The 19,546-nt window shown below is 69.3% G+C and carries 30 protein-coding genes; all 30 read right to left on the bottom strand.

The features are described from left to right. Nucleotides 1–4 precede the first annotated feature (4 nt). Nucleotides 5–1,522, bottom strand: a complete 1,518-nt coding sequence (locus FHG10_RS02890) for a peptidoglycan recognition protein family protein (protein ID WP_152351803.1) — start codon at nt 1,520–1,522, stop codon at nt 5–7. Between the two features lie 177 nt (nt 1,523–1,699). Further along, entirely contained in the window at nt 1,700–2,392 is a 693-nt protein-coding gene (gene rplQ, locus FHG10_RS02885; RefSeq protein WP_152351802.1) for a 50S ribosomal protein L17, sunset domain variant, read from the bottom strand. A gap of 33 nt (nt 2,393–2,425) precedes the next feature. After that, on the bottom strand, nt 2,426–3,421 hold the full coding sequence (locus FHG10_RS02880; RefSeq protein WP_152351801.1) for a DNA-directed RNA polymerase subunit alpha: 996 nt from the start codon (nt 3,419–3,421) through the stop codon (nt 2,426–2,428). A gap of 112 nt (nt 3,422–3,533) precedes the next feature. Beyond that, nucleotides 3,534–3,938, bottom strand: a complete 405-nt coding sequence (gene rpsK / locus FHG10_RS02875) for a 30S ribosomal protein S11 (protein ID WP_109274700.1) — start codon at nt 3,936–3,938, stop codon at nt 3,534–3,536. A gap of 86 nt (nt 3,939–4,024) precedes the next feature. Beyond that, on the bottom strand, nt 4,025–4,399 hold the full coding sequence (rpsM, locus tag FHG10_RS02870; RefSeq protein WP_152351800.1) for a 30S ribosomal protein S13: 375 nt from the start codon (nt 4,397–4,399) through the stop codon (nt 4,025–4,027). 275 nt (nt 4,400–4,674) lie between these two features. After that, nucleotides 4,675–4,788, bottom strand: a complete 114-nt coding sequence (rpmJ, locus tag FHG10_RS02865; RefSeq protein ID WP_087105259.1) for a 50S ribosomal protein L36 — start codon at nt 4,786–4,788, stop codon at nt 4,675–4,677. Between the two features lie 73 nt (nt 4,789–4,861). Next, nucleotides 4,862–5,083, bottom strand: coding sequence for a translation initiation factor IF-1 (gene infA / locus FHG10_RS02860; protein ID WP_109274698.1), 222 nt, complete (start codon nt 5,081–5,083; stop codon nt 4,862–4,864). A gap of 236 nt (nt 5,084–5,319) precedes the next feature. Continuing rightward, nucleotides 5,320–6,162 carry a type I methionyl aminopeptidase gene (gene map, locus FHG10_RS02855; protein WP_152351799.1) on the bottom strand — a complete coding sequence of 281 codons (843 nt, stop codon included), beginning with the start codon at nt 6,160–6,162 and terminating at the stop codon, nt 5,320–5,322. A 28-nt stretch (nt 6,163–6,190) separates the two neighbouring features. After that, nucleotides 6,191–6,826 (bottom strand): adenylate kinase, encoded by a 636-nt coding sequence (locus tag FHG10_RS02850; RefSeq protein WP_152351798.1) that lies wholly within the window; start codon nt 6,824–6,826, stop codon nt 6,191–6,193. Further along, nucleotides 6,823–8,124 (bottom strand): preprotein translocase subunit SecY, encoded by a 1,302-nt coding sequence (gene secY, locus FHG10_RS02845; protein ID WP_152351797.1) that lies wholly within the window; start codon nt 8,122–8,124, stop codon nt 6,823–6,825. Before secY ends, FHG10_RS02850 begins: the two co-directional genes overlap by 4 nt. A 107-nt stretch (nt 8,125–8,231) precedes the next feature. Further along, complete coding sequence (gene rplO, locus FHG10_RS02840; protein ID WP_152351796.1) at nt 8,232–8,687, bottom strand: 50S ribosomal protein L15; 456 nt, start codon at nt 8,685–8,687, stop codon at nt 8,232–8,234. Between the two features lie 3 nt (nt 8,688–8,690). Next, the gene (rpmD, locus tag FHG10_RS02835) at nt 8,691–8,873 is read right to left on the bottom strand and encodes a 50S ribosomal protein L30 (protein WP_152351795.1); all 183 of its coding nucleotides are present in this window, start codon (nt 8,871–8,873) and stop codon (nt 8,691–8,693) included. Then, nucleotides 8,870–9,568 (bottom strand): 30S ribosomal protein S5, encoded by a 699-nt coding sequence (gene rpsE, locus FHG10_RS02830; protein ID WP_152351794.1) that lies wholly within the window; start codon nt 9,566–9,568, stop codon nt 8,870–8,872. The genes rpmD and rpsE overlap by 4 nt, the downstream gene beginning before the upstream one ends. Before the next feature lie 36 nt (nt 9,569–9,604). Beyond that, nucleotides 9,605–9,991: a 50S ribosomal protein L18 gene (gene rplR, locus FHG10_RS02825; protein WP_152351793.1), complete on the bottom strand. Its 387-nt coding sequence runs from the start codon at nt 9,989–9,991 to the stop codon at nt 9,605–9,607. 2 nt (nt 9,992–9,993) lie between these two features. Beyond that, on the bottom strand, nt 9,994–10,536 hold the full coding sequence (gene rplF, locus FHG10_RS02820) for a 50S ribosomal protein L6 (RefSeq protein WP_152351792.1): 543 nt from the start codon (nt 10,534–10,536) through the stop codon (nt 9,994–9,996). Nucleotides 10,537–10,557: 21 nt separating this feature from the next. Continuing rightward, nucleotides 10,558–10,956, bottom strand: a complete 399-nt coding sequence (rpsH, locus tag FHG10_RS02815) for a 30S ribosomal protein S8 (RefSeq protein WP_152351791.1) — start codon at nt 10,954–10,956, stop codon at nt 10,558–10,560. A 76-nt stretch (nt 10,957–11,032) separates the two neighbouring features. Further along, on the bottom strand, nt 11,033–11,218 hold the full coding sequence (locus tag FHG10_RS02810) for a type Z 30S ribosomal protein S14 (RefSeq protein ID WP_152351790.1): 186 nt from the start codon (nt 11,216–11,218) through the stop codon (nt 11,033–11,035). A 1-nt stretch (nt 11,219) separates the two neighbouring features. After that, entirely contained in the window at nt 11,220–11,789 is a 570-nt protein-coding gene (rplE, locus tag FHG10_RS02805; RefSeq protein WP_152351789.1) for a 50S ribosomal protein L5, read from the bottom strand. Continuing rightward, the gene (rplX, locus tag FHG10_RS02800; protein ID WP_152351788.1) at nt 11,789–12,175 is read right to left on the bottom strand and encodes a 50S ribosomal protein L24; all 387 of its coding nucleotides are present in this window, start codon (nt 12,173–12,175) and stop codon (nt 11,789–11,791) included. Before rplX ends, rplE begins: the two co-directional genes overlap by 1 nt. 1 nt (nt 12,176) lies before the next feature. Further along, nucleotides 12,177–12,545: a 50S ribosomal protein L14 gene (gene rplN / locus FHG10_RS02795; RefSeq protein WP_152351787.1), complete on the bottom strand. Its 369-nt coding sequence runs from the start codon at nt 12,543–12,545 to the stop codon at nt 12,177–12,179. 449 nt (nt 12,546–12,994) lie between these two features. Then, complete coding sequence (locus FHG10_RS02790) at nt 12,995–14,755, bottom strand: MFS transporter (RefSeq protein WP_227487992.1); 1,761 nt, start codon at nt 14,753–14,755, stop codon at nt 12,995–12,997. Between the two features lie 387 nt (nt 14,756–15,142). Continuing rightward, on the bottom strand, nt 15,143–15,451 hold the full coding sequence (gene rpsQ / locus FHG10_RS02785; RefSeq protein WP_152351786.1) for a 30S ribosomal protein S17: 309 nt from the start codon (nt 15,449–15,451) through the stop codon (nt 15,143–15,145). Between the two features lie 20 nt (nt 15,452–15,471). Beyond that, nucleotides 15,472–15,702, bottom strand: coding sequence for a 50S ribosomal protein L29 (gene rpmC, locus FHG10_RS02780; RefSeq protein ID WP_152351785.1), 231 nt, complete (start codon nt 15,700–15,702; stop codon nt 15,472–15,474). Continuing rightward, the gene (gene rplP / locus FHG10_RS02775) at nt 15,702–16,121 is read right to left on the bottom strand and encodes a 50S ribosomal protein L16 (RefSeq protein WP_152351784.1); all 420 of its coding nucleotides are present in this window, start codon (nt 16,119–16,121) and stop codon (nt 15,702–15,704) included. The genes rpmC and rplP overlap by 1 nt, the downstream gene beginning before the upstream one ends. Before the next feature lie 5 nt (nt 16,122–16,126). Then, a complete protein-coding gene (gene rpsC / locus FHG10_RS02770; protein ID WP_152351783.1) occupies nt 16,127–16,960 on the bottom strand; it encodes a 30S ribosomal protein S3 in 834 nt (277 codons plus the stop codon). Nucleotides 16,961–16,970: 10 nt separating this feature from the next. Further along, nucleotides 16,971–17,324: a 50S ribosomal protein L22 gene (rplV, locus tag FHG10_RS02765; RefSeq protein WP_152351782.1), complete on the bottom strand. Its 354-nt coding sequence runs from the start codon at nt 17,322–17,324 to the stop codon at nt 16,971–16,973. Between the two features lie 44 nt (nt 17,325–17,368). Further along, on the bottom strand, nt 17,369–17,650 hold the full coding sequence (gene rpsS / locus FHG10_RS02760; RefSeq protein ID WP_152351781.1) for a 30S ribosomal protein S19: 282 nt from the start codon (nt 17,648–17,650) through the stop codon (nt 17,369–17,371). A 15-nt stretch (nt 17,651–17,665) separates the two neighbouring features. Then, nucleotides 17,666–18,502, bottom strand: coding sequence for a 50S ribosomal protein L2 (gene rplB, locus FHG10_RS02755; RefSeq protein WP_152351780.1), 837 nt, complete (start codon nt 18,500–18,502; stop codon nt 17,666–17,668). 46 nt (nt 18,503–18,548) lie between these two features. After that, the gene (gene rplW, locus FHG10_RS02750) at nt 18,549–18,851 is read right to left on the bottom strand and encodes a 50S ribosomal protein L23 (protein ID WP_152351779.1); all 303 of its coding nucleotides are present in this window, start codon (nt 18,849–18,851) and stop codon (nt 18,549–18,551) included. Beyond that, nucleotides 18,848–19,546 (bottom strand): 50S ribosomal protein L4, encoded by a 699-nt coding sequence (rplD, locus tag FHG10_RS02745; protein ID WP_152351778.1) that lies wholly within the window; start codon nt 19,544–19,546, stop codon nt 18,848–18,850. Before rplD ends, rplW begins: the two co-directional genes overlap by 4 nt.

The raw sequence follows: 19,546 nt of genomic DNA, 5'->3' as shown, positions 1-19,546 counted from the left end.
GGTATCAGGAGCGCGTGAACGTCTCCTCGCCGTCCTCGCGCACGGCCTGGCCGTTCGAGAAGTCCTGGATGCGGCGGCCGTCCACGACCCGTGAGGCGGCGAGCGGGAGACCCCATGCCGTGGTCCAGGTGCGGAACCGGGTCGCGCGGGCATCCTTCGCGCCGGAGGCGCTGGAGATGACGAAGCCCTTGGTCAGGCGCGTGACGTAGTACGCCCCCTCGACGTGGACGACCTGGGTGACGGTGCCCAGCGTCTTCTCCCCCGGGCTCGCGAAGGCGTCCAGGTGCAGCCTCCACGCGCTCGAGATCGCGGAGGTCGTGTTGCTGCGGATCCCGGACAGCTTCGGGTAGAACGCGTTGCCCGGGCATTCGGTCGCGTTCACGTCCCGATGGCCGAAGATGCGCCGCAGGTGCGCCGTCTCGCCCTCGTCGTACAGGCTGCCGCCGCCGGTCACGGTGGAGACCCAGTCGAACTGCTGGCTCGCGTTCGTGCGGAAGGCGCCGAGCAGCTTCCAGGCGGCGACCTTCTGCACCGCGGAGATCGCTGCGCTGGGCGGCGCGCTCGAGGTGAAGGTGCCCATCACGCTGACCCCGCAGCTGAAGGTGTTGAAGCCGTAGGCGTGCGCCCCGATGATGTGCTTGTGCAGCCCGCCGTGGCGCCCCTCGTAGATCGTGCCGTACCTGTCGACGAGCAGGTTGTAGCCGATGTCCGCCCAGCCCAGCGTCTTCGTGTGGTAGCTCAGGATGCCCCGCAGGAGCTGGGGCGCATCGGCCTTCGCGTACGAGTTCGAGCCCGCGGTGTGGTGGACGACGACGGCCCGCAGCTCGCTCGCGGAGCTCACCGAGCCCACGAGCGACTCGTCGGCGCCCCAGGCGCTGCGGCGCACGATCGTGGGGGCGCCGGGTCCGAGCTCCACGGCATCGCCGGTGGCGACCGCCCGGGTGCTCATGCGCTGAAGGGCCGACGGGGCGGCGCCGTCCTTCTCCTCCTCGCGCGGGGAGGTGGTGAGGACATGGGCGGTGAGCTCGTCGCTGACATCCTCGCCGTCGCGGACCGCGACCAGTTCGATCTCGTCGGCCGCGCCCAGCCAGGCGGGCTCCGCGGCGCCGAGGGACGTCCCGTCCTCGGGATCCTCGGCGATCTCGAGCGGGAACCAGGAGCTCCACTCCGCCCCGCTCGCGCGGCCGCGCACCCGCAGGACGTCGGGCTCCGTGCCGCTCCAGCTGGCGCCGACCATCGTTCCGGCGGCGTCCTCGATCACGCGAGCTCGGGCGCCCTGGTCGCTCGCGCGTCGGGGCAGGTCCGCGAGGGGGACGTCGCGCGTGCGGGTCTCGCCGCCCGTGACGGAGGGATCGGCGTGGACGGGAGCAGCGAGGGCGAGGGCGCCACCTCCGGCGAGCGCGAGGGGAAGGGTGAGGGCGCCGGCGCGCAGCAGACCGCGGCGGCCGATGTCCTGCGTCGTGGACTCGGGGGACGTGGACTCGGGGACGGTGTGGTGCGGGGTCGTGGATCGCGGGGTCATGGCAGGTCTCCTGGGGGAAGGGATCCGGCTCGGACGCTCCCCACGCTAGCGGACGAGGGCGAGGCGGCGCCTTGCCTGGGACGGCCACGGACCTGCCCCGGATGACGAAGGGCCCGCCGAGCAGCTGCTCGGCGGGCCCTTCGTGCGTCGGACGACGCGGACTCCGGGTGGCCTGGATCAGGCCTCCTCGGACTCCTCGTCGGTGTTCTTCACCGCGTTGACGAAGCCGGCCTTCTCGGCGGCCTCGGCGGTGCGGAACCAGACCTCGGCGACGGTGCGGCCGTACCAGGGCGACTCCGGGGCGTGGAACTTCATCGAGTCCTCGTTGCCCTTGATGTCGAAGCCCTCGGGCGGGTTCTCGCCACGGAAGGAGTCCTCGCCGTAGGGCGCCTCGGTCGCGGCGTCGGCGGCGGGCGCCTCGGTCGCGGCCTCGTCGGCCTTCGCGGCGTCGGCCTTGGCAGCGCCCTTGGCGGCGCCCTCGGCCTCCTTCACGACGGCCTGCTTGGGCGAGTACGCCTCGCTGACCAGCTCGATGACGGCCATGGGGGCGTTGTCGCCCTTGCGGGGGCCGACCTTGGTGATGCGGGTGTAGCCGCCGGGACGCTCAGCGAGGGTCGGGGCGATCTCCTCGAAGAGCACGTGCACGACGCCGCGGTCGCGGATGGTGCGCATGACGCGACGGCGCGAGGCCAGGTCGCCCTTCTTCGCGAAGGTCACCAGACGCTCGGCGTACGGACGCAGCCGCTTCGCCTTGGTCTCGGTGGTGGTGATGGACTTGTGACGGAACAGCTCGGTCGCGAGGCTCGCGAGGATCATCCGCTCGTGGGCGGGGGATCCACCGAGGCGAGCACCCTTGGTGGGAGCAGGCATGGTCGTTCTCCTAGAAGATGGAAAGACGGAAGGTCAGTACTGGTCGCCGTAGTCGTCGTCGTAGGTCGCGATGGCCGACGGATCGAAACCGGCCGGCGAGTCCTTGAGCGACAGACCGAGGTCGGCGAGCTTCGCCTTGACCTCGTCGATGGACTTCTGCCCGAAGTTGCGGATGTCCAGCAGATCGGCCTCGGAGCGGGAGGTGAGCTCACCGACGGTGTGCACGCCCTCGCGCATGAGGCAGTTGTACGAACGGACCGTGAGGTTCAGGTCGCTGATCGGCAGGGCGAGGTCCTGCGCGAGCGCCTGGTCCGTCGGCGACGGGCCGATCTCGATGCCCTCGGCCTCGTTGTTCAGCTCGTGGGCCAGGCCGAACAGCTCGACCAGGGTCTTCCCGGCAGACGCCAGCGCGTCGCGCGGGGAGATGGCCGGCTTGGTCTCGACGTCCACGATGAGACGGTCGAAGTCGGTGCGCTGCTCGACGCGGGTCGCCTCGACCTTGTAGGTCACCTTGAGCACGGGCGAGTAGATCGAGTCGACCGGCACGCGGCCGATCTCGGCGTCCACGCCCTTGTTCTGCGCGGCGGAGACGTAGCCGCGGCCGCGCTCGACGACCAGCTCGATCTCCAGGCGTCCCTTCGAGGACAGGGTCGCGATGTGCAGATCCGGGTTGTGGATCTCGACGCCGGCCGGCGGGGTGATGTCGGCGGCGGTCACGTCGCCCTCACCCTCCTTGCGCAGGTACATCACGACGGGCTCGTCGTTCTCCGAGGAGACGACCAGGCCCTTGATGTTCAGGATGACCTCGGTGATGTCCTCCTTGACCCCGGGGACGGTGCTGAACTCGTGCAGCACGCCGTCGATGCGGATCGAGGTGACCGCGGCACCGGGGATCGAGGACAGGAGGGTGCGGCGCAGCGAATTGCCGAGCGTGTAGCCGAACCCGGGCTCGAGCGGCTCGATGACGAACCGGGAGCGGTACTCCGACACGACCTCTTCGGTCAGCGTGGGGCGCTGTGCAATGAGCACGGTGTGTCCTTTCTGCGAGCGTCCGCCATATGACGCTCATGAGGGGTGGATGACCACGGGTCGCCGTCCCTGCGTCCTCCCTCAGCGGGAGTGCGCGGGAACAGCGGCTGCATCAGACGCGACGACGCTTCGGGGGGCGGGTGCCGTTGTGGGCCTGGGGGGTGACGTCCTGGATGGAGCCGACCTCGAGGCCGGTCGCGGTGAGCGAGCGGATCGCGGTCTCGCGGCCCGAGCCCGGGCCCTTCACGAAGACGTCGACCTTCTTCAGGCCGTGCTCCTGCGCGCGGCGGGCGGCGGCCTCGGCGGCCATCTGCGCGGCGTAGGGGGTGGACTTGCGCGAGCCCTTGAAGCCGACCTGGCCCGCGGAGGCCCAGGAGATCACGGCGCCGGTGGGGTCGGTGATGGAGACGATGGTGTTGTTGAACGTGCTCTTGATGTGAGCCTGGCCGTTCACGATGTTCTTGTTGGACTTGCGGCGCGGCTTGCGCGCCGCCGCCTGGCGGGTCTTCGTAGCCATGAGGCGGAGCTCCTCGGTTCAGTTCAGGTGATCGATGCGCCGTGAAGGGGCGGCGCGGAGTTGCTGCAGGGCGCGCGGGGCGCTGATCAGCGGGCCTTCTTCTTGCCGGCCACGGTGCGCTTGGGGCCCTTGCGGGTGCGCGCGTTGGTCTTCGTGCGCTGACCGTGCACGGGCAGGCCACGACGGTGGCGCAGGCCCTGGTAGCTGCCGATCTCGACCTTGCGGCGGATGTCCGCGGCGACCTCGCGGCGCAGATCGCCCTCGTGCTGGTAGTTCGCCTCGATGTGATCGCGCAGCTTGACGAGGTCCTCGTCGCTGAGGTCGCGCACACGGATGCTCGGGTCCACGCCGGTGGCGGCGATGGTCTCGAGGGCGCGGGTGCGCCCGATGCCGAAGATGTACGTCAGGGCGACCTCGACGCGCTTGTCGCGCGGCAGGTCAACGCCAACCAGACGTGCCATGGTGCAGTTCTCCTACTGTCTCGGAGGCCTGAGACGACACCCCGCACCCGTGGTGCGCCGCAGCCTCCGTCTGCGGGTGTCCGTCGGGGTCTCCCCCGTCGGCGGTGTCGGCTCTTCTGTTGTGTCGGGGCCGTGGCCCCGTGCCCCGGATGCTCCGGGGCTCCCGGATCACCGGGAAGCCCGCCCGCCTCCCTCGTCGATCCGCAGGAACGCGGATCTCGGGACGCGGCGCGGGCGCGGCTGCTCGCGCGGCCAGGGATTCTCGGGGGACCCGATCAGCCCTGACGCTGCTTGTGCCGCGGGTTCTTGCAGATGACCATGACCACGCTGTGGCGACGGATCACCTTGCAGCTGTCACAGATCGGCTTCACGCTCGGCTTGACCTTCATGACTTCCTTCTCGCGGGTTCAGGGGAATCTCTTCCCCACCCGGCGGACCGCGCACGGGTGCGCGGCGCCGGGATCACTTGTAGCGGTAGACGATGCGGCCCTTGTCGAGGTCATAGGGGCTGAGCTCGACGACCACGCGGTCCTCGGGCAGGATGCGGATGTAGTGCTGCCGCATCTTCCCGGAGATGTGCGCAAGCACCTTGTGCCCGTTGTCCAGCTCGACCCGGAAACGCGCGTTGGCGAGCGCCTCCTTGACCGTGCCTTCGACCTCGATCACGCCGTCCTTCTTGGCCATGCCTCCCCTATCTCCTCGCCGCCGCGGTCGCGGGGCGGGGTTTCGCGTCGGTCTCCGGGCGCATCGCACACGGGCCGGGCGGACCCGGTTCCGGTGAGAGGCGCCTGGGCGCGCCCGAACGCGAACGGAGCACACCCGATCGACCATCCTACCGTCGAAGTCGCGCAGGACCGAGAGGCGGAGGGGATGAACCCCGTCACGCCGCGGGCGCGGGGCCGGCCCCTCGCAGGTCCGGGTCAGCTCCCGAGCGGGTCCGGCGCGGCGGCCACCCCGCGGGCGGCGAGCTCGGAGGCCCCGCCGTCGGCCGCGGTGAGCACCACGAGCCCCTGCTCGGTGACCGCGGTCGAGTGCTCGACATGGGCGGCGCGGCCGCCCCCGGTCGCGCGCACCGTCCAGTCGTCGGCGAGCATCTCCCACTCCGCCGGGCCCTGGACGAGCATCGGCTCGATCGCGAGGCACATCCCGGGGACGATCTTCGGGCCACGGTCGCGGGTGCGGAAGTTCATGACGTCGGGGGCCTGGTGCATGGCCGTGCCGATGCCGTGGCCGCCGAACTCCTCGAGATGGCTGAGCTCGCCGAGCGCCTCGGCGTCCACGTGGTCCTCGATGGCGGCGCCGATCTCGCCGACCCGGCGCGCGCTCGCGAGAGCGACGATGCCCTGCCAGAGGGCCTCGCGGGTCACCTCGACGAGGTGCCGGTCCGCCGCGGAGCGGAACTCCCCGACCACATGGGTCCGGGCGGCGTCGGAGTGCCAGCCCTCGACGATGCAGCCGCCGTCGATCGAGACCAGGTCGCCCTCCTGGAGCACCTGCGCGCCCGGGATGCCGTGGACGATCACCTCGTTCACGCTGATGCACACGGTGGCCGGGTAGCCCTGGTATCCCTTGAAGTTCGGCAGCGCACCCTCGTCGCGGATCATCTCCTCGGCGAGGCGGTCGAGCTCGCCGGTGGTGACGCCGGGCCGGACGTGGTCGGCGAGCATGTCGTGCACGCGCGAGAGCAGCAGTCCGCTGCGCCGCATGAGGGCGATCTGCTCCGGGGTCTTGATCTCGGGGCGTTCGCGGCGCAGCAGGCTCATCGGGTCGACCCGGCTCCGGTGCGCGGACTCAGCGTGCGCCGAGGACGCTCAGCAGCTCCTCGGTGACCTCGTCGATGGAGCGCATGCCGTTGACGCGGTGCAGGATGCCGCGGCGCTCGTAGACGTCGACGAGCGGCGTCGTCTGCTCCGCGTAGACCTCGAGTCGGTGGCGGATGGTCTCCTCGGTGTCGTCGGAGCGTCCCTGCTCGGCGCCGCGCGCGACGAGGCGCTGGATGACGGCGTCGTAGTCGACCTCGAGCATGAGCACGGCGTCCACGCCTCCGTCGCCCGCCGCGAGGATGCCGTCGAGCGCCTCGACCTGGTCCAGGGTGCGGGGGTAGCCGTCGAGCAGGAAGCCCCGGCTCGCGTCGTCCTCCGCGAGGCGGGAGCGGACCATGTCGTTGGTGACGGAGTCGGGGACGTACTCGCCCTTGTCCATGTACGACTTCGCGAGCCGGCCGAGCTCGGTCTCCTGGGAGACGTTCGCGCGGAAGATGTCGCCCGTGGAGATCGCCGGGATGCCGAGGGCGTCGGCGATCCGACCGGCCTGGGTGCCCTTGCCCGCACCGGGGGCGCCGATGATCAGCAGGCGGCGGGCGCCGGCCGCGGCGGCCGACGACTCCGGGGAGGAGCCCTGCGCGCTCGTGGTGGGCTGATCGGTCATCGGAGGATCCCTTCGTAGTGGTGCTGCTGGAGCTTCGCGTCGACCTGCTTCACGGTGTCGAGGCCGACGCCGATGATGATGAGCAGGGACGCGCCGCCGAGCGGGAAGTTCTGGTTCGCGCCCAGGTAGACGAGCGCGAACAGCGGGATCAGGGAGATCACCGCGAGGTAGACGGCGCCCGGGGTCTGGATGCGGTTGATGACGTACTGCAGGTACCGCTCCGTGGGCTTGCCCGCGCGCACGCCCGGCACGAAACCGCCGTACTTCTTCATGTTGTCCGCGATCTCCTCCGCGTTGAAGGTGATCGAGGTGTAGAAGAACGCGAAGAAGACGATGAGCGCCACGTAGACCGTCGCGTAGATCCAGGAGAAGGTCGCGCCCATCACGAGGTGGGCGTTGACCCACTGCACCCATCCGGCCGACGGGTCCCCGAACGAGGAGATCAGCTGCGGGAGGGCGAGGATGGAGCTCGCGAAGATCACCGGGATCACGCCGGCCTGGTTGACCTTCACCGGGATGTAGGTGGAGGTGCCGCCGTACATGCGCCGACCCACCATGCGCTTGGCGTACTGGACGGGGATGCGGCGCTGGGACTGCTCCACGAAGACGACGCCCACCATCACGAGGAGCGCGACGAGGATGATCAGCGAGAAGGTCATCCAGCCCTGCAGCTGCCAGATCTGGCCCATGGAGGACGGGAACGCCGCGGCGATCGAGGTGAAGATCAGCAGGGACATGCCGTTGCCGATGCCGCGCTCGGTGATGAGCTCGCCCATCCACATGATCAGCACGGTGCCGACGGTCATCGTGAGCACCATCAGGACCAGCGTCAGGATCGCCTGGTCGGGGATCACCTGGAGGTTGCAGCCGGCGAAGAAGCTGCCGGTGCGCACCATGGTGATGATCGTGGTGGCCTGCAGCACGGCGAGGCCGATGGTGAGGTAGCGCGTGTACTGGGTGAGCTTGGCGGTGCCCGCCTGGCCCTCCTTGTGCAGCTCCTCGAACCGAGGGATCACCACGCGCAGCAGCTGGATGATGATCGAGGCGGTGATGTAGGGCATGACTCCCAGGGAGAACACCGACATCTGCAGCAGCGCGCCGCCCGAGAACAGGTTCACCATCCCCAGGACGCTGCCGCTGCCCGTGGAGGCCTGCTCGGCGCACGCGGTGACGTTGGTGTAGTCGAACCCGGGGGTGGGCACGAAGACACCGAGCCGGTAGATCGCCATCAGAGCCAGGGTGAAGAAGATCTTCGCCCGCAGCTCGGGGGTGCGAAACGCTCGGACGAACGCGTTCACGTGACTCCCTTCTCAGGGGCCCGTCGATGGGGCCCGGACATGCCGACAGGGCACCGCAGGAAGAGTATTTCCCCCTGCGGCGCCCCGTCAAAGAAGCGCGAGCGCGCTCACGCGGTGCGGGCCGTCCCGCCAGCCGCCGTGATCTTCTGCTCCGCCGAGGCGGAGAACTTCTGCGCGGTGACGTCGAGCTTCACGCTCACGTCGCCCGTCCCCAGCACCTTCACGGGCTGGTTCTTGCGCACGGCGCCCTTGGCGACGAGCTCCTCGACCGTGACCGTGCCGCCCTCGGGGAACAGCTCGGACAGGGTCGCCAGGTTCACGACCTGGTACTCGACGCGGAAGGGGTTGGTGAAGCCGCGCAGCTTCGGGAGCCGCATGTGCAGGGGCATCTGGCCGCCCTCGAAGCCCGCGGGCACCTGGTAGCGGGCCTTGGTGCCCTTGGTGCCGCGGCCGGCGGTCTTGCCCTTCGAGGCCTCACCACGGCCGACGCGGGTGCGCGCGGTCTTGGAACCGGGCGCGGGGCGCAGGTCGTGGAGCTTCATCGGGTTCTGCGAATCAGTCATGTGTCAGTCCACCTCTTCGACCGTCACCAGGTGGGTGACGGCGCGGATCATGCCGCGGATCTCAGGGCGGTCCTCCTTCACCACCGTGTCACCGATGCGCTTGAGGCCGAGGCCGCGCAGGGTCGCACGCTGGATCTGGTTCTCGCCGATGAGGGATCGGGTCTGGGTCACCTTCAGCTGCATCACGCACCCACCTTCTCGGAGGCCTTGGCCTCGCGAGCGGCGGCGCGGCCTGCGGCCTGGGCGCGCAGCAGCGGGGCGGGGACGACGTCCTCGACCGGGAGACCGCGACGGGCCGCGACGGCCTCCGGCTCCTCGAGCTGCTTGAGCGCGTCGATGGTCGCACGCACGATGTTGATCTGGTTGCTCGACCCGAGCGACTTCGAGAGCACGTCGTTCACTCCCGCGCACTCGAGGACGGCGCGGACCGGGCCGCCGGCGATCACACCGGTGCCGGGGGCGGCGGGACGCAGCAGGACGGTGCCCGCGGCGTCGTGGCCCTGGACCTGGTGCACGACGGTGCCCTGGATGCGGGGGACGCGGAAGAAGTTCTTCTTCGCCTCCTCGACACCCTTGGAGATCGCCGAGGGGACCTCCTTGGCCTTGCCGTAGCCGACGCCGACGGTGCCGTCGCCATCGCCCACCACCACGAGAGCGGTGAAGGAGAAGCGGCGGCCGCCCTTGACGACCTTCGAGACGCGGTTGATGTTCACCACGCGCTCGAGGAACGCGGACTTCTCCGCGTCCTGCTGGCGGCCGCGGCCCTCGCCGCGACGCCCACCGCGCCCGCGGTCGTTGCCGCCGCTGCGCGAATCGTTGTTGGAGTTCTCGCCCCGACGGCCGGAGGCCGCGGGACCGCTGTTCCGCTGCTGTGCAGCCATATCAGTTCCTCTTCTCGTCCTGTGTCCGGGGGGCGATCACAGTGCCAGGCCGGCCTCGCGAGCGCCGTCCGCGACGGCGGCCACGCGGCCGTGGTACTTGTTGCCACCGCGGTCGAAGACGACCGCGTCGATGCCGGCGGCCTTGGCGCGCTCGGCGACGAGGGTCCCGACGGTGCGGGCCTTGTCCGACTTGGTGCCCTCGGCCCCGCGCAGGTCCTGCTCCATGGTGGAGGCCGATGCCAGGGTGATGCCCTTGGCGTCGTCCACGACCTGGACGAACATGTGGCGCTGCGAGCGGGTGACCACCAGACGGGGGCGCTCGGCGGAGCCGACGATGCGGCGGCGCACGCGCAGGTGGCGACGGCCGCGGGCGCGCAGCCGGCTGCCGCGGGAGCCGGTCGTGTGCTTCTCTGCGTAACCCATGATCACTTACCAGCCTTTCCGGCCTTGCGCAGCACGACCTCGTCCGCGTAGCGCACGCCCTTGCCCTTGTACGGCTCGGGCGGGCGGATACCGCGGATCTTCGCTGCGACCTGGCCCACCTGCTGCTTGTCGATGCCGGCCACCGCGAACTTGGTGGGCGACTCGACGGAGAAGGAGATCCCCTGGGGAGCCTTCACGATGACGGGGTGGGAGAAGCCGAGCGCGAACTCGAGGTCGGTGCCCTTCGCGGTCACACGGTAGCCCGTGCCCACGATCTCCAGCTTCTTCTCATACCCCTCGGTCACGCCGAGGAGGATGTTGTTGACGAGCGTGCGGGTGAGACCGTGCAGCGCACGGTTCTCCTGCTCGTCGTCGGGACGGCGCACGACGAGCTCGCCGGCGTCGTTGCGCTCGATGGTCAGGGGCTCAGGCACGGTGTGCGAGAGCTCGCCCTTAGGACCCGTCGCCGTGACGGTGCGGCCATCGATGGTGACGTTCTGGACGGCTGCCGGCACGGGGACCGGTCGGAATCCGATGCGGGACATTTCGGTGTGCTCCTCTCCCGCTCACCAGATGTAGGCGAGGACTTCCCCACCCACACCCTTCTTGGCAGCCTGCTTGTCGGTCAGGAGGCCGGAGGACGTGGACAGGATCGCCACGCCCAGGCCGCCGAGGACCTTGGGCAGATTGGTGGACTTGGCGTACACGCGAAGGCCCGGCTTCGAGATGCGACGGACGCCGGAGATGGCGCGCTCGCGGCTCTGGCCGTACTTGAGCTCGAGAACGAGGTTCTTGCCCACCTCGGCCTCTTCCTCGTGCCAGCCGAGGATGTACCCCTCGGACTTCAGGATGTTCGCGATGCCGCTCTTCAGCTTCGAGTACGGCATGGTGACGGAGTCGTGGTAGGCGCCGGAGGCGTTCCTGACACGCGTCAGCATGTCCGCGATCGGGTCGGTCATGGTCATGTCTTAGTGCTTCTTCCTCACCTGGTTTCCTGCCGCGGCGCCGTGGCGCTCTTCGCAGGACCTGTGGTGATAGTCCTTACCAGCTGCTCTTCGTGACGCCGGGGAGCTCACCGCGGTGAGCCATCTCGCGCAGGCACACGCGGCAGAGCCCGAACTTGCGGTACACCGAGTGCGGACGACCGCACCGCTGGCACCGGGTGTAGGCGCGCACGCCGAACTTCGGCTTGCGCTCCTGCTTCTTGATCAGCGCTGTCTTTGCCATGTCAGTTCTCCTTGAAGGGGAAGCCGAGCAGCTTGAGCAGGGCGCGTCCCTCGTCGTCGGTCTTCGCGGTGGTCACGACCGTGATGTCCATGCCGCGGACGCGGTCGATCTCGTCCTGGTCGATCTCATGGAACATGACCTGCTCCGTGAGACCGAAGGTGTAGTTGCCGCTGCCGTCGAACTGCTTGGCCGACAGACCGCGGAAGTCGCGGATGCGGGGCAGCGCGGTGGACAGCAGACGGTCCAGGAACTCCCACATGCGGTCGCCGCGCAGCGTCACGTGGGCGCCGATCGGCATGCCCTCGCGCAGCTTGAACTGGGCGATGGACTTGCGGGCCTTGGTCACCTGGGGCTTCTGACCGGTGATGGTGGCGAGGTCGCGGATCGCGCCGTCGATCACCTTCGAGTCGCGAGCGGCGTCGCCGACGCCCATGTTCACGACGATCTTGGTCAGGCCGGGGACCAGCATGACGTTCTCGTAGCCGAACTGCTCGGTGAGCTTGGCCTTGATGTCGTCACGGTAGGTGCTCTTCAGGCGCGGGGTGGGCGCCTCGGTCGTCACGGTGCTCATCAGATGTCCTTCCCGGAGCGCTTGGCGTAGCGCACACGGACCTGCTTGGTGCGGCCGTTCTCGAGCTCGAGGGTCTCCACGCGGTAGCCGACCTTGGTGGGACGGTTGTCCTCGGGGTCGACGAGCGCCACGTTCGACACGTGGATCGGAGCCTCGCGCTGCTCGATGCCACCGGCGCCGCCCTGCTGGGTCGGACGCAGGTGGTGGGTGCGGCGGTTGACGCCCTCCACCAGCACGCGCTGCGTGTCGGTGAACACCTCGAGCACACGGCCCTGCTTGCCCTTGTCGCCCGGCTCGAGCCCGCGCTTGGCGGCCTTGTCGCCATCGCTCGTGCGGCCGGTGATGACCTGGACCAGGTCACCCTTCTTGATCTTCATGCCTGCCATGTCACAGCACCTCCGGCGCCAGCGAGATGATCTTCATGAACCGCTTGTCGCGCAGCTCGCGGCCCACGGGGCCGAAGATGCGCGTGCCTCGCGGCTCGCCGTCCGTCTTGAGGATCACGGCGGCATTCTCATCGAAACGGATGTAGGAACCGTCGGCGCGGCGGCGCTCCTTGGTGGTGCGCACGACGACGGCCTTGACGACATCGCCCTTCTTGACGTTGCCACCGGGGATGGCGTCCTTGACGGTCGCCACGATGGTGTCGCCGATGCTTGCGTAACGGCGACCGGAGCCACCGAGAACGCGGATGCAGAGGATCTCCTTCGCACCCGTGTTGTCGGCGACCTTCAGTCGCGACTCCTGCTGAATCACTCAGTACTCCTGTCGTCTCGCCGGTTCTCGCCACCCGGGACGGGGGAGCCAGCCTTGCGGAACGGATATGGACCGTTGCCCGCATCCCCGGCCTCGGGGCCGGAGCGCGGTGCGGAGCACGGCGGGCATCAAAAAACCCTCCGGCGGACTCGGACACACCCGGGGCTCACGAGGAGCCGATGGTGCGCGGTCTCCGACGGGGGATGGACGCTGCGGTCCGCATCCTCCGTGCGCGCCCGAGGGCGTGCACGAGATCAGCAACCGTTCAAGTGTAGGCGCTGCGCGGGGTCCGGTGGAAGGGCAGGGCCGACGGCGGCTCTGTGTCCTTGCTCATGTGCCCAGGGCGCGGGGACGCCGATGGGCCCGGTCGACGGGCGTTCGTCGGCCGGGCCCATGATCGCGTGGGTCGCTCCCCCGCGTCCTTCACGGGGCGTCGGGCACCGGATGCGTCAGGAACCGGCCCCCACACGATCCGCGCCCGGGGCGCCGCTGCCGTCGCGGTCATCGCCCTCGAGTTCCGCGTCCGCGTCCAACGGGAGCCCCGCACCGGGGACATCCATCGCGGCCTCGATCTCCGCCTCCATCTCGGGATCGACCACGATGGGCATCTCCGAGGTGTCCAGCAGCGGGTTCTCGTCCTGGTGGGCGACGAGCTCCCGCGCCTCCTCCTCGGACTCGACCGAGGGGAAGGAGCCGAGCAGCGGACGCTTCGCGCTCTCGCGCATGAAGATCACGGCGATGCCGGCGACCAGACCGAAGAACATGATCCAGAGGGCGGGCATGTAGCTGTTGCCCGTCCACTTGATCAGCGTCTGGGAGATCACCGGGGTGGTGCCGCCGAACAGGGACACCGAGATGTTGTAGGCGATGCCCATCGCGCCGTAGCGGGCGGCCGTCGGGAACAGCGCCGGCAGCGCCGCGGCCGACGGCCCGATGAACATGGCCACGGGCAGAGCGACGATCACCATGGCGATCTGGATCTCCAGGAACGAGCTCTGGTGCATGAGCCAGAACGCCGGGAGCATCAGCAGCACCGCGGTCGCGGAGCCCGTGAAGTAGACGGCGCGGCGGCCGAAGCGGTCGGACGCCTTCCCGGCGAACGGGATCATCACGCACAGGATGAGCAGCGCGGGGATCGTGGTCGCGGCGCTCGTCATCTCGTTGTACCCGAACTGGGTGCCCAGGTAGGTGGGCATGTAGCTCGTGAGCGCGTAGCCGGCGGTGTTCGTCGCCGCCACGATCGCGACCGCGATCAGCAGCTCGCGCCAGTGGTAGCGGATGATGCCGATCGGACCCTTGCGGGCGTGCACCGAGCTCGCGTCCTCGTGGGACTGCTCGGCCTCGGCCTCCTGCTCGGCCTCGGTGGCCTCGAAGGCGGGCGTCTCGGGGATGCGGGCACGGAACCAGATGGCGACGGCGCCCAGCGGGATCGCGATGAGGAACGGCACGCGCCACCCCCAGGCCAGCATGGCGTCGGGGCCCCAGATCGACGAGGTGATGAGGTGGGTGAGGGCCACCGAGCCCGCTCCCAGCGCGAACCCGAAGTACGAGCCCACGTCGAGCAGGGAGGCGTAGAAGCCGCGCTTCTTGTCGGGCGCGTACTCCGAGACGTACGTCGTGGCGCCCGCGTACTCGCCGCCCGTCGAGAAGCCCTGGACGAGCTTGAGGGCGTAGAGGAGGAAGGCGGCCCAGATGCCGATCTGCGCGTGGGTGGGCAGCACGCCGATGAGGGCGGTCGCGATCGCCATCATCGCCATCGTGAAGAAGAGGACCTTCTGGCGGCCGATCTTGTCGCCGAGCGGTCCGAGCACGAGGCCGCCGAAGGGACGCACCAGGAAGCTCACGGCGAAGCCCAGGAGGGTGAGGATGGTGTCGAGCGACTTGCTGCCCGTGTGGAAGAACAGCTCGGAGAGCATCAGCGTCATGTAGCCGTAGACGCCGAAGTCGAACCACTCCATGACGTTGCCGACCACGGTGCCGCCGATCGCGGTGCGCACCTTGGAGCCCTTGACGACGAGCACGTCGTCGACCTCGAGGCGCGGCTGCTCAGGCTTGCGTCCGAGGAGCCGACGGCCCGGGCGGCGCGATCCGCCCGGACGGTCGCCCTCCGACCGGGCCTCGGGCGGCGCACCGGTCTCGGGGTCGAGCTGGGGGTCGGCACCGAGCGTGGACTCGGCGCCGGACAGAGATGAGGGCTCTGAAGAGGACATGGACCTGCCTTCGTGGGGCTGCGGTGCCGAGGGGTCGTCGCTCTGCCGAGAGAGCGGTCGACGCTTCCTTCCTCGTGCCCCGGGTGATGTCCGGCGAAGAGCCGTCGGAGATCCCGAGGGGCGGGCACGGCGCACCAGGAAAACAGGTTTCGAGCCCGATGTCAGCTCCATGACCTGGACCAATGCTCGAAACCGGGGGTTGACCAGTGCATACGCGAATGTCTCACCCGGCGTGTCGCGCTTCACATCCGCCGGCTTCTCGGGGTGCTCCGCAGGGGCTGCGGATGGTCCGCGGCCGCCCCCGGACATGCGAGAGGCCGGCCGCCCCCGGGTGGGGGCGGCCGGCCTCAGCGGCGCGGGGCGCCGACGATCACGAGGATCGACGGATCACTTGGCCTTCTCGATGATCTCGACCAGGCGCCAGTGCTTCGACGCCGAGAGCGGGCGCGTCTCCATGAGGAGGACCTGGTCGCCGATGCCGGCGGTGTTCTCCTCGTCGTGCGCCTTGAACTTCTTGGTCTTGGTCATGACCTTGCCGTACAGGGAGTGCTTCACGCGCTCCTCGACCTCGACGACGATGGTCTTGTCCATCTTGTCGGAGACGACGTACCCGCGCAGGGTCTTGCGATAGGGACGGTCGTGCGAGGAGGCGTGGTGCCCCTCGACGGCTGCGTCCTCGTGGACGTTGTCGTTCATGTGTTCTCCTCGCTTCGCGGTCACTCGGCGGTCGGGGCCTGGCGGATCCCCAGCTCGCGCTCACGCAGGATCGTGTAGATCCGCGCGATGTCCTTCTTGACGGACCGCAGGCGGCCGGAGCTCTCCAGCTGGCCGGTCGCGGACTGGAAGCGGAGCTTGAACAGCTCGTCCTTGGCCTTCGACAGCTCGTCGGCCAGCTTCTGGTCGTCCAGCTTGTCGAGCTCCTCGGCGGTGAGCTTGGTCGCTGCCATCAGATGTCACCACCCTCTCGGCTCAGGATGCGGCACTTCATCGGAAGCTTGTGAGCTGCCAGGCGCAGCGCCTCACGAGCCACCTCATCGGACACACCGGCGACCTCGAACATGACGCGCCCCGGCTTGACGTTGGCGACCCACCACTCCACGGAGCCCTTGCCCGAGCCCATGCGGACCTCGGCAGGCTTCTTGGTGAGCGGTCGATCGGGGTAGATGTTGATGAACACCTTGCCGCCGCGCTTCATGTAGCGGGTCATGGCGATACGTGCGGCCTCGATCTGGCGGTTGGTGACGTACGCCGGCGCGAGCGCCTGGATGCCGTACTCGCCGAACGCGAGATCGTTGCCGCCCTTGGACATGCCGCTGCGGGTGGGGTGGTGCTGCTTGCGGTGCTTGGTCCTGCGGGGGATCAGCATGTCCCTCAGGCCTCCGTTCCGGACTCAGCGGGCGCAGCGCTCTGCTCGGCGGCGGCGGGAGCGGCCTGCTCGGCCTGCTCGGGACGCTGCTGACGGGCGGCGGCGTTGCGCTCGTTGCGACGGCCGCGCGGACGCTCGGCACGCGGGCCCCGACCGGAGCGGGGACCCTGCGAGGCGGCCTGCTGGGCCGCGAGCTCCTTGGCGGTGACGTCGCCCTTGTAGATCCACACCTTCACGCCGATACGGCCGAAGGCGGTGCGGGCCTCGTAGAAGCCGTAGTCGATGTTCGCGCGGAGGGTGTGCAGAGGCACGCGACCCTCGCGGTAGAACTCGCTGCGGCTCATCTCGGCGCCGCCGAGGCGGCCGGAGACCGCCACGCGGATGCCCTTGGCGCCGGCGCGCTGCGCGGACTGCATGCCCTTGCGCATCGCACGGCGGAAGGACACGCGAGCGGCGAGCTGCTCGGCGATGCCCTGCGCGACCAGCTGCGAGTCGGCCTCGGGGTTCTTGACCTCGAGGATGTTCAGCTGGATCTGCTTGCCGGTGAGCTTCTCGAGCTCGCCGCGGAGGCGCTCGGCCTCCGCACCGCGGCGCCCGATCACGATGCCCGGGCGGGCGGTGTGCAGGTCGACGCGGACACGATCACGGGTGCGCTCGATCTCGACCTTGGAGATGCCGGCACGCTCGAGACCCTTGGACATGAGCTTGCGGATCGCGACGTCTTCCTTCACGTAGTCGCGGTACCGCTGCCCCTCCTTGGTGGAGTCGGCGAACCACCGGCTGGTGTGCTCCGTGGTGATCCCGAGGCGGAACCCATTGGGATTGACCTTCTGGCCCATACGGGACTCCTTACTTGTTCACGGGAGCGACCACCACGGTGACGTGGCTGGTGCGCTTCTTGATCTGGAAGGCACGACCCTGAGCTCGCGGCTGGAACCGCTTCATGGTCGGACCCTCGTCGACGTACGCGGCGGAGACGACGAGATCCTGCTCGTCGAAACGCTCCCCCGCCTGATCGGCCTTCACCCGGGCGTTGGCGATCGCGGACTGCACGAGCTTCAGGACGGGCTCGGAGGCCACCTGCGGTGCGAACCGCAGGATGTCCTGAGCCTCCACCGTGCTCTTGCCACGAATCAGGTCCACAACGCGCCGGGCCTTCATGGGCGACATGCGGAGATACCGCACCTGCGCCTTGGCTTCCATTGCTGTCCTCTCTTCGAGAGAAGTGCTGCCGTCACTGACTCGCGTCAGCGACGACGGCCCTTCCGGTCGTCCTTCTCGTGGCCCTTGAAAGTCCGCGTGGGGGCGAACTCGCCGAGCTTGTGGCCCACCATCGACTCGGTGACGAACACCGTGACGTGCTTGCGGCCGTCATGCACTGCGAAGGTGTGGCCGAGGAAGTCCGGTGTGATGACCGAACGACGCGACCAGGTCTTGATGACGTTCTTGGTGCCCTTCTCGTTGGCGACGTCGACCTTCTTCTGAAGGTGGTCGTCGATGAACGGGCCCTTGGCAATACTGCGAGGCATACTTCTGGCTCCCTATCAGCGCTTCTTGCCCGTGCGGCGACGACGGACGATGAGCTTCTCGCTCTCCTTGTTCGGACGCCGGGTGCGGCCCTCGGGCTGACCCCAGGGCGACACCGGGTGACGACCGCCGGAGGTGCGGCCCTCGCCGCCGCCGTGCGGGTGGTCGACCGGGTTCATGACCACGCCGCGCACGTGCGGGCGCTTGCCCTTCCAGCGCATGCGGCCGGCCTTGCCCCAGTTGATGTTCGACTGCTCGGCATTGCCGACCTCGCCGATGGTCGCGCGGCAGTCCGCATCGACGTTGCGGATCTCGCCGGAGGGCATGCGCAGCTGCGCGAAGCGGCCCTCCTTGGCGACCAGCTGCACGGAGGCGCCGGCCGAGCGGGCGATCTTCGCGCCGCCGCCGGGGCGCAGCTCGATGGCGTGCACCACGGTGCCCAGCGGGATGTTGCGCAGGGGCAGGTTGTTGCCCGGCTTGATGTCCGCGCCCGCGCCGTTCTCGACCCAGTCGCCCTGACGGAGCTTCGCGGGTGCGAGGATGTAGCGCTTGTCGCCGTCCGCGTAGTGCAGGAGTGCGATGCGAGCGGTGCGGTTGGGGTCGTACTCGATGTGGGCGACCTTGGCGTTCACGCCGTCCTTGTCGGCGCGGCGGAAGTCGATCACGCGGTACGCGCGCTTGTGGCCACCGCCGCGGTGACGCGAGGTGACGCGGCCGTTGGAGTTGCGGCCGCCGCTCTTGGAGAGCGGGCGGACCAGCGACTTCTCGGGCTCACTGCGAGTGATCTCGACGAAGTCGGCGACGCTCGAGCCGCGACGGCCCGGCGTGGTCGGCTTGTGCTTGCGAATTCCCATGGTGGGTTTCCCTCTGACTCTCTTCGGATCCTCGGCGATCGGTCGCTCAGGCGACCGACCCTCCGAAGATGTCGATGGTTCCGTCGGTCAGGGTGATGACAGCGCGCTTGGTGTCCTTGCGCTTGCCGGTCCCGTAGCGGGTGCGGCGCGCCTTGCCCTGGCGGTTGATCGTGTTCACCGAGGCGACCTTCACGTCGAAGATCTTCTCGATCGCGATCTTGATCTCGGTCTTGTTGGCGCGGGGGTCCACCTCGAAGGTGTACTTGCCCTCGTCCATCAGCCCGTAGCTCTTCTCGGAGACGATCGGGGCCAGGACGATGTCCCGCGGGTCCTTGTTCAGCGTGGTCACTTGGACTCCTCCTCGACGCCCGCGTTCTTCGCCGCGGCGAAGGAGGACGTGGGCAGGGACAGGGTGGCGCGCGCGACGAAGTCCTCGAGACCGCCGGAGGTGAACACGACGTCGTCGCTCAGCATGACGTCGTAGGTGTTCAGCTGGTCGGCGAACAGGACATGCGCCGTGGGCAGGTTGCGGGTGCTCAGGGCGCCCAGCTCGTCATCGCGACGGATCACGACGAGGACGTGCTCGCGCTCGGAGATGCGGCCCAGCGCGGTGCGGGCGGCCTTCGTCGAGGGCGCGTCGCCCTCGAGCAGCGAGCTCAGGACGTGGACGCGGCCGTTGCGCGCCCGGTCCGAGAGGGCACCGCGCAGCGCGGCGGCCTTCATCTTCTTGGGGGTGCGCTGGCTGTAGTCGCGCGGGACCGGCCCGTGGACGATGCCGCCGCCGGCGAACTGAGGAGCGCGGATCGAGCCCTGACGAGCGCGGCCGGTGCCCTTCTGCTTGTACGGCTTCTTGCCGCCGCCGGCCACCTCACCGCGGGTCTTCGCCTTGTGCGTGCCCTGACGGGCGGCCGCGAGCTGGGCGACGACGACCTGGTGGATGAGCGGGACGTTGGTCTGCACGTCGAAGATCGACGCGGGGAGCTCGGCCGTGCCGGACTTCTTCCCGGCCGGGTCGAGGACGTCGACGGTCAGGTTCTCTGCCAT

The sequence above is a fragment of the Brachybacterium subflavum genome, from assembly GCF_009299795.1.
In the GTDB taxonomy this organism is placed as follows: Bacteria; Actinomycetota; Actinomycetes; order Actinomycetales; family Dermabacteraceae; genus Brachybacterium; species Brachybacterium subflavum.
Note: the sequence above shows the minus strand (reverse complement) of the source record. Positions and strands in the feature narration are given on the sequence as shown.

Bases quoted from the DNA above. Each gene is read 5' to 3' on its own strand.
- FHG10_RS02890 (WP_152351803.1), bottom strand. From the start codon at position 1,522: ATGACCCCGCGATCCACGACCCCGCACCACACCGTCCCCGAGTCCACG.
- rpmC (WP_152351785.1), bottom strand. From the start codon at position 15,702: ATGGCAGCGACCAAGCTCACCGCCGAGGAGCTCGACAAGCTGGACGAC.
- rpsQ (WP_152351786.1), bottom strand. From the start codon at position 15,451: ATGAACGACAACGTCCACGAGGACGCAGCCGTCGAGGGGCACCACGCC.
- rplR (WP_152351793.1), bottom strand. From the start codon at position 9,991: ATGGGTTACGCAGAGAAGCACACGACCGGCTCCCGCGGCAGCCGGCTG.
- rpsK (WP_109274700.1), bottom strand. From the start codon at position 3,938: ATGGCTACGAAGACCCGCCAGGCGGCGGCGCGCAAGCCGCGCCGCAAG.
- rpsH (WP_152351791.1), bottom strand. From the start codon at position 10,956: ATGACCATGACCGACCCGATCGCGGACATGCTGACGCGTGTCAGGAAC.
- rplV (WP_152351782.1), bottom strand. From the start codon at position 17,324: ATGGAAGCCAAGGCGCAGGTGCGGTATCTCCGCATGTCGCCCATGAAG.
- rplF (WP_152351792.1), bottom strand. From the start codon at position 10,536: ATGTCCCGCATCGGATTCCGACCGGTCCCCGTGCCGGCAGCCGTCCAG.
- FHG10_RS02790 (WP_227487992.1), bottom strand. From the start codon at position 14,755: ATGTCCTCTTCAGAGCCCTCATCTCTGTCCGGCGCCGAGTCCACGCTC.
- rplQ (WP_152351802.1), bottom strand. From the start codon at position 2,392: ATGCCTGCTCCCACCAAGGGTGCTCGCCTCGGTGGATCCCCCGCCCAC.
- FHG10_RS02850 (WP_152351798.1), bottom strand. From the start codon at position 6,826: ATGACCGATCAGCCCACCACGAGCGCGCAGGGCTCCTCCCCGGAGTCG.
- rpsM (WP_152351800.1), bottom strand. From the start codon at position 4,399: ATGGCACGTCTGGTTGGCGTTGACCTGCCGCGCGACAAGCGCGTCGAG.
- rplB (WP_152351780.1), bottom strand. From the start codon at position 18,502: ATGGGAATTCGCAAGCACAAGCCGACCACGCCGGGCCGTCGCGGCTCG.
- infA (WP_109274698.1), bottom strand. From the start codon at position 5,083: ATGGCCAAGAAGGACGGCGTGATCGAGGTCGAAGGCACGGTCAAGGAG.
- map (WP_152351799.1), bottom strand. From the start codon at position 6,162: ATGAGCCTGCTGCGCCGCGAACGCCCCGAGATCAAGACCCCGGAGCAG.
- rpsS (WP_152351781.1), bottom strand. From the start codon at position 17,650: ATGCCTCGCAGTATTGCCAAGGGCCCGTTCATCGACGACCACCTTCAG.
- rplX (WP_152351788.1), bottom strand. From the start codon at position 12,175: ATGGCAGGCATGAAGATCAAGAAGGGTGACCTGGTCCAGGTCATCACC.
- rplO (WP_152351796.1), bottom strand. From the start codon at position 8,687: ATGACTGATTCGCAGAACCCGATGAAGCTCCACGACCTGCGCCCCGCG.
- rpmJ (WP_087105259.1), bottom strand. From the start codon at position 4,788: ATGAAGGTCAAGCCGAGCGTGAAGCCGATCTGTGACAGCTGCAAGGTG.
- FHG10_RS02810 (WP_152351790.1), bottom strand. From the start codon at position 11,218: ATGGCAAAGACAGCGCTGATCAAGAAGCAGGAGCGCAAGCCGAAGTTC.
- rplP (WP_152351784.1), bottom strand. From the start codon at position 16,121: ATGCTGATCCCCCGCAGGACCAAGCACCGCAAGCAGCACCACCCCACC.
- rplE (WP_152351789.1), bottom strand. From the start codon at position 11,789: ATGAGCACCGTGACGACCGAGGCGCCCACCCCGCGCCTGAAGAGCACC.
- rpsC (WP_152351783.1), bottom strand. From the start codon at position 16,960: ATGGGCCAGAAGGTCAATCCCAATGGGTTCCGCCTCGGGATCACCACG.
- rpsE (WP_152351794.1), bottom strand. From the start codon at position 9,568: ATGGCTGCACAGCAGCGGAACAGCGGTCCCGCGGCCTCCGGCCGTCGG.
- rplD (WP_152351778.1), bottom strand. From the start codon at position 19,546: ATGGCAGAGAACCTGACCGTCGACGTCCTCGACCCGGCCGGGAAGAAG.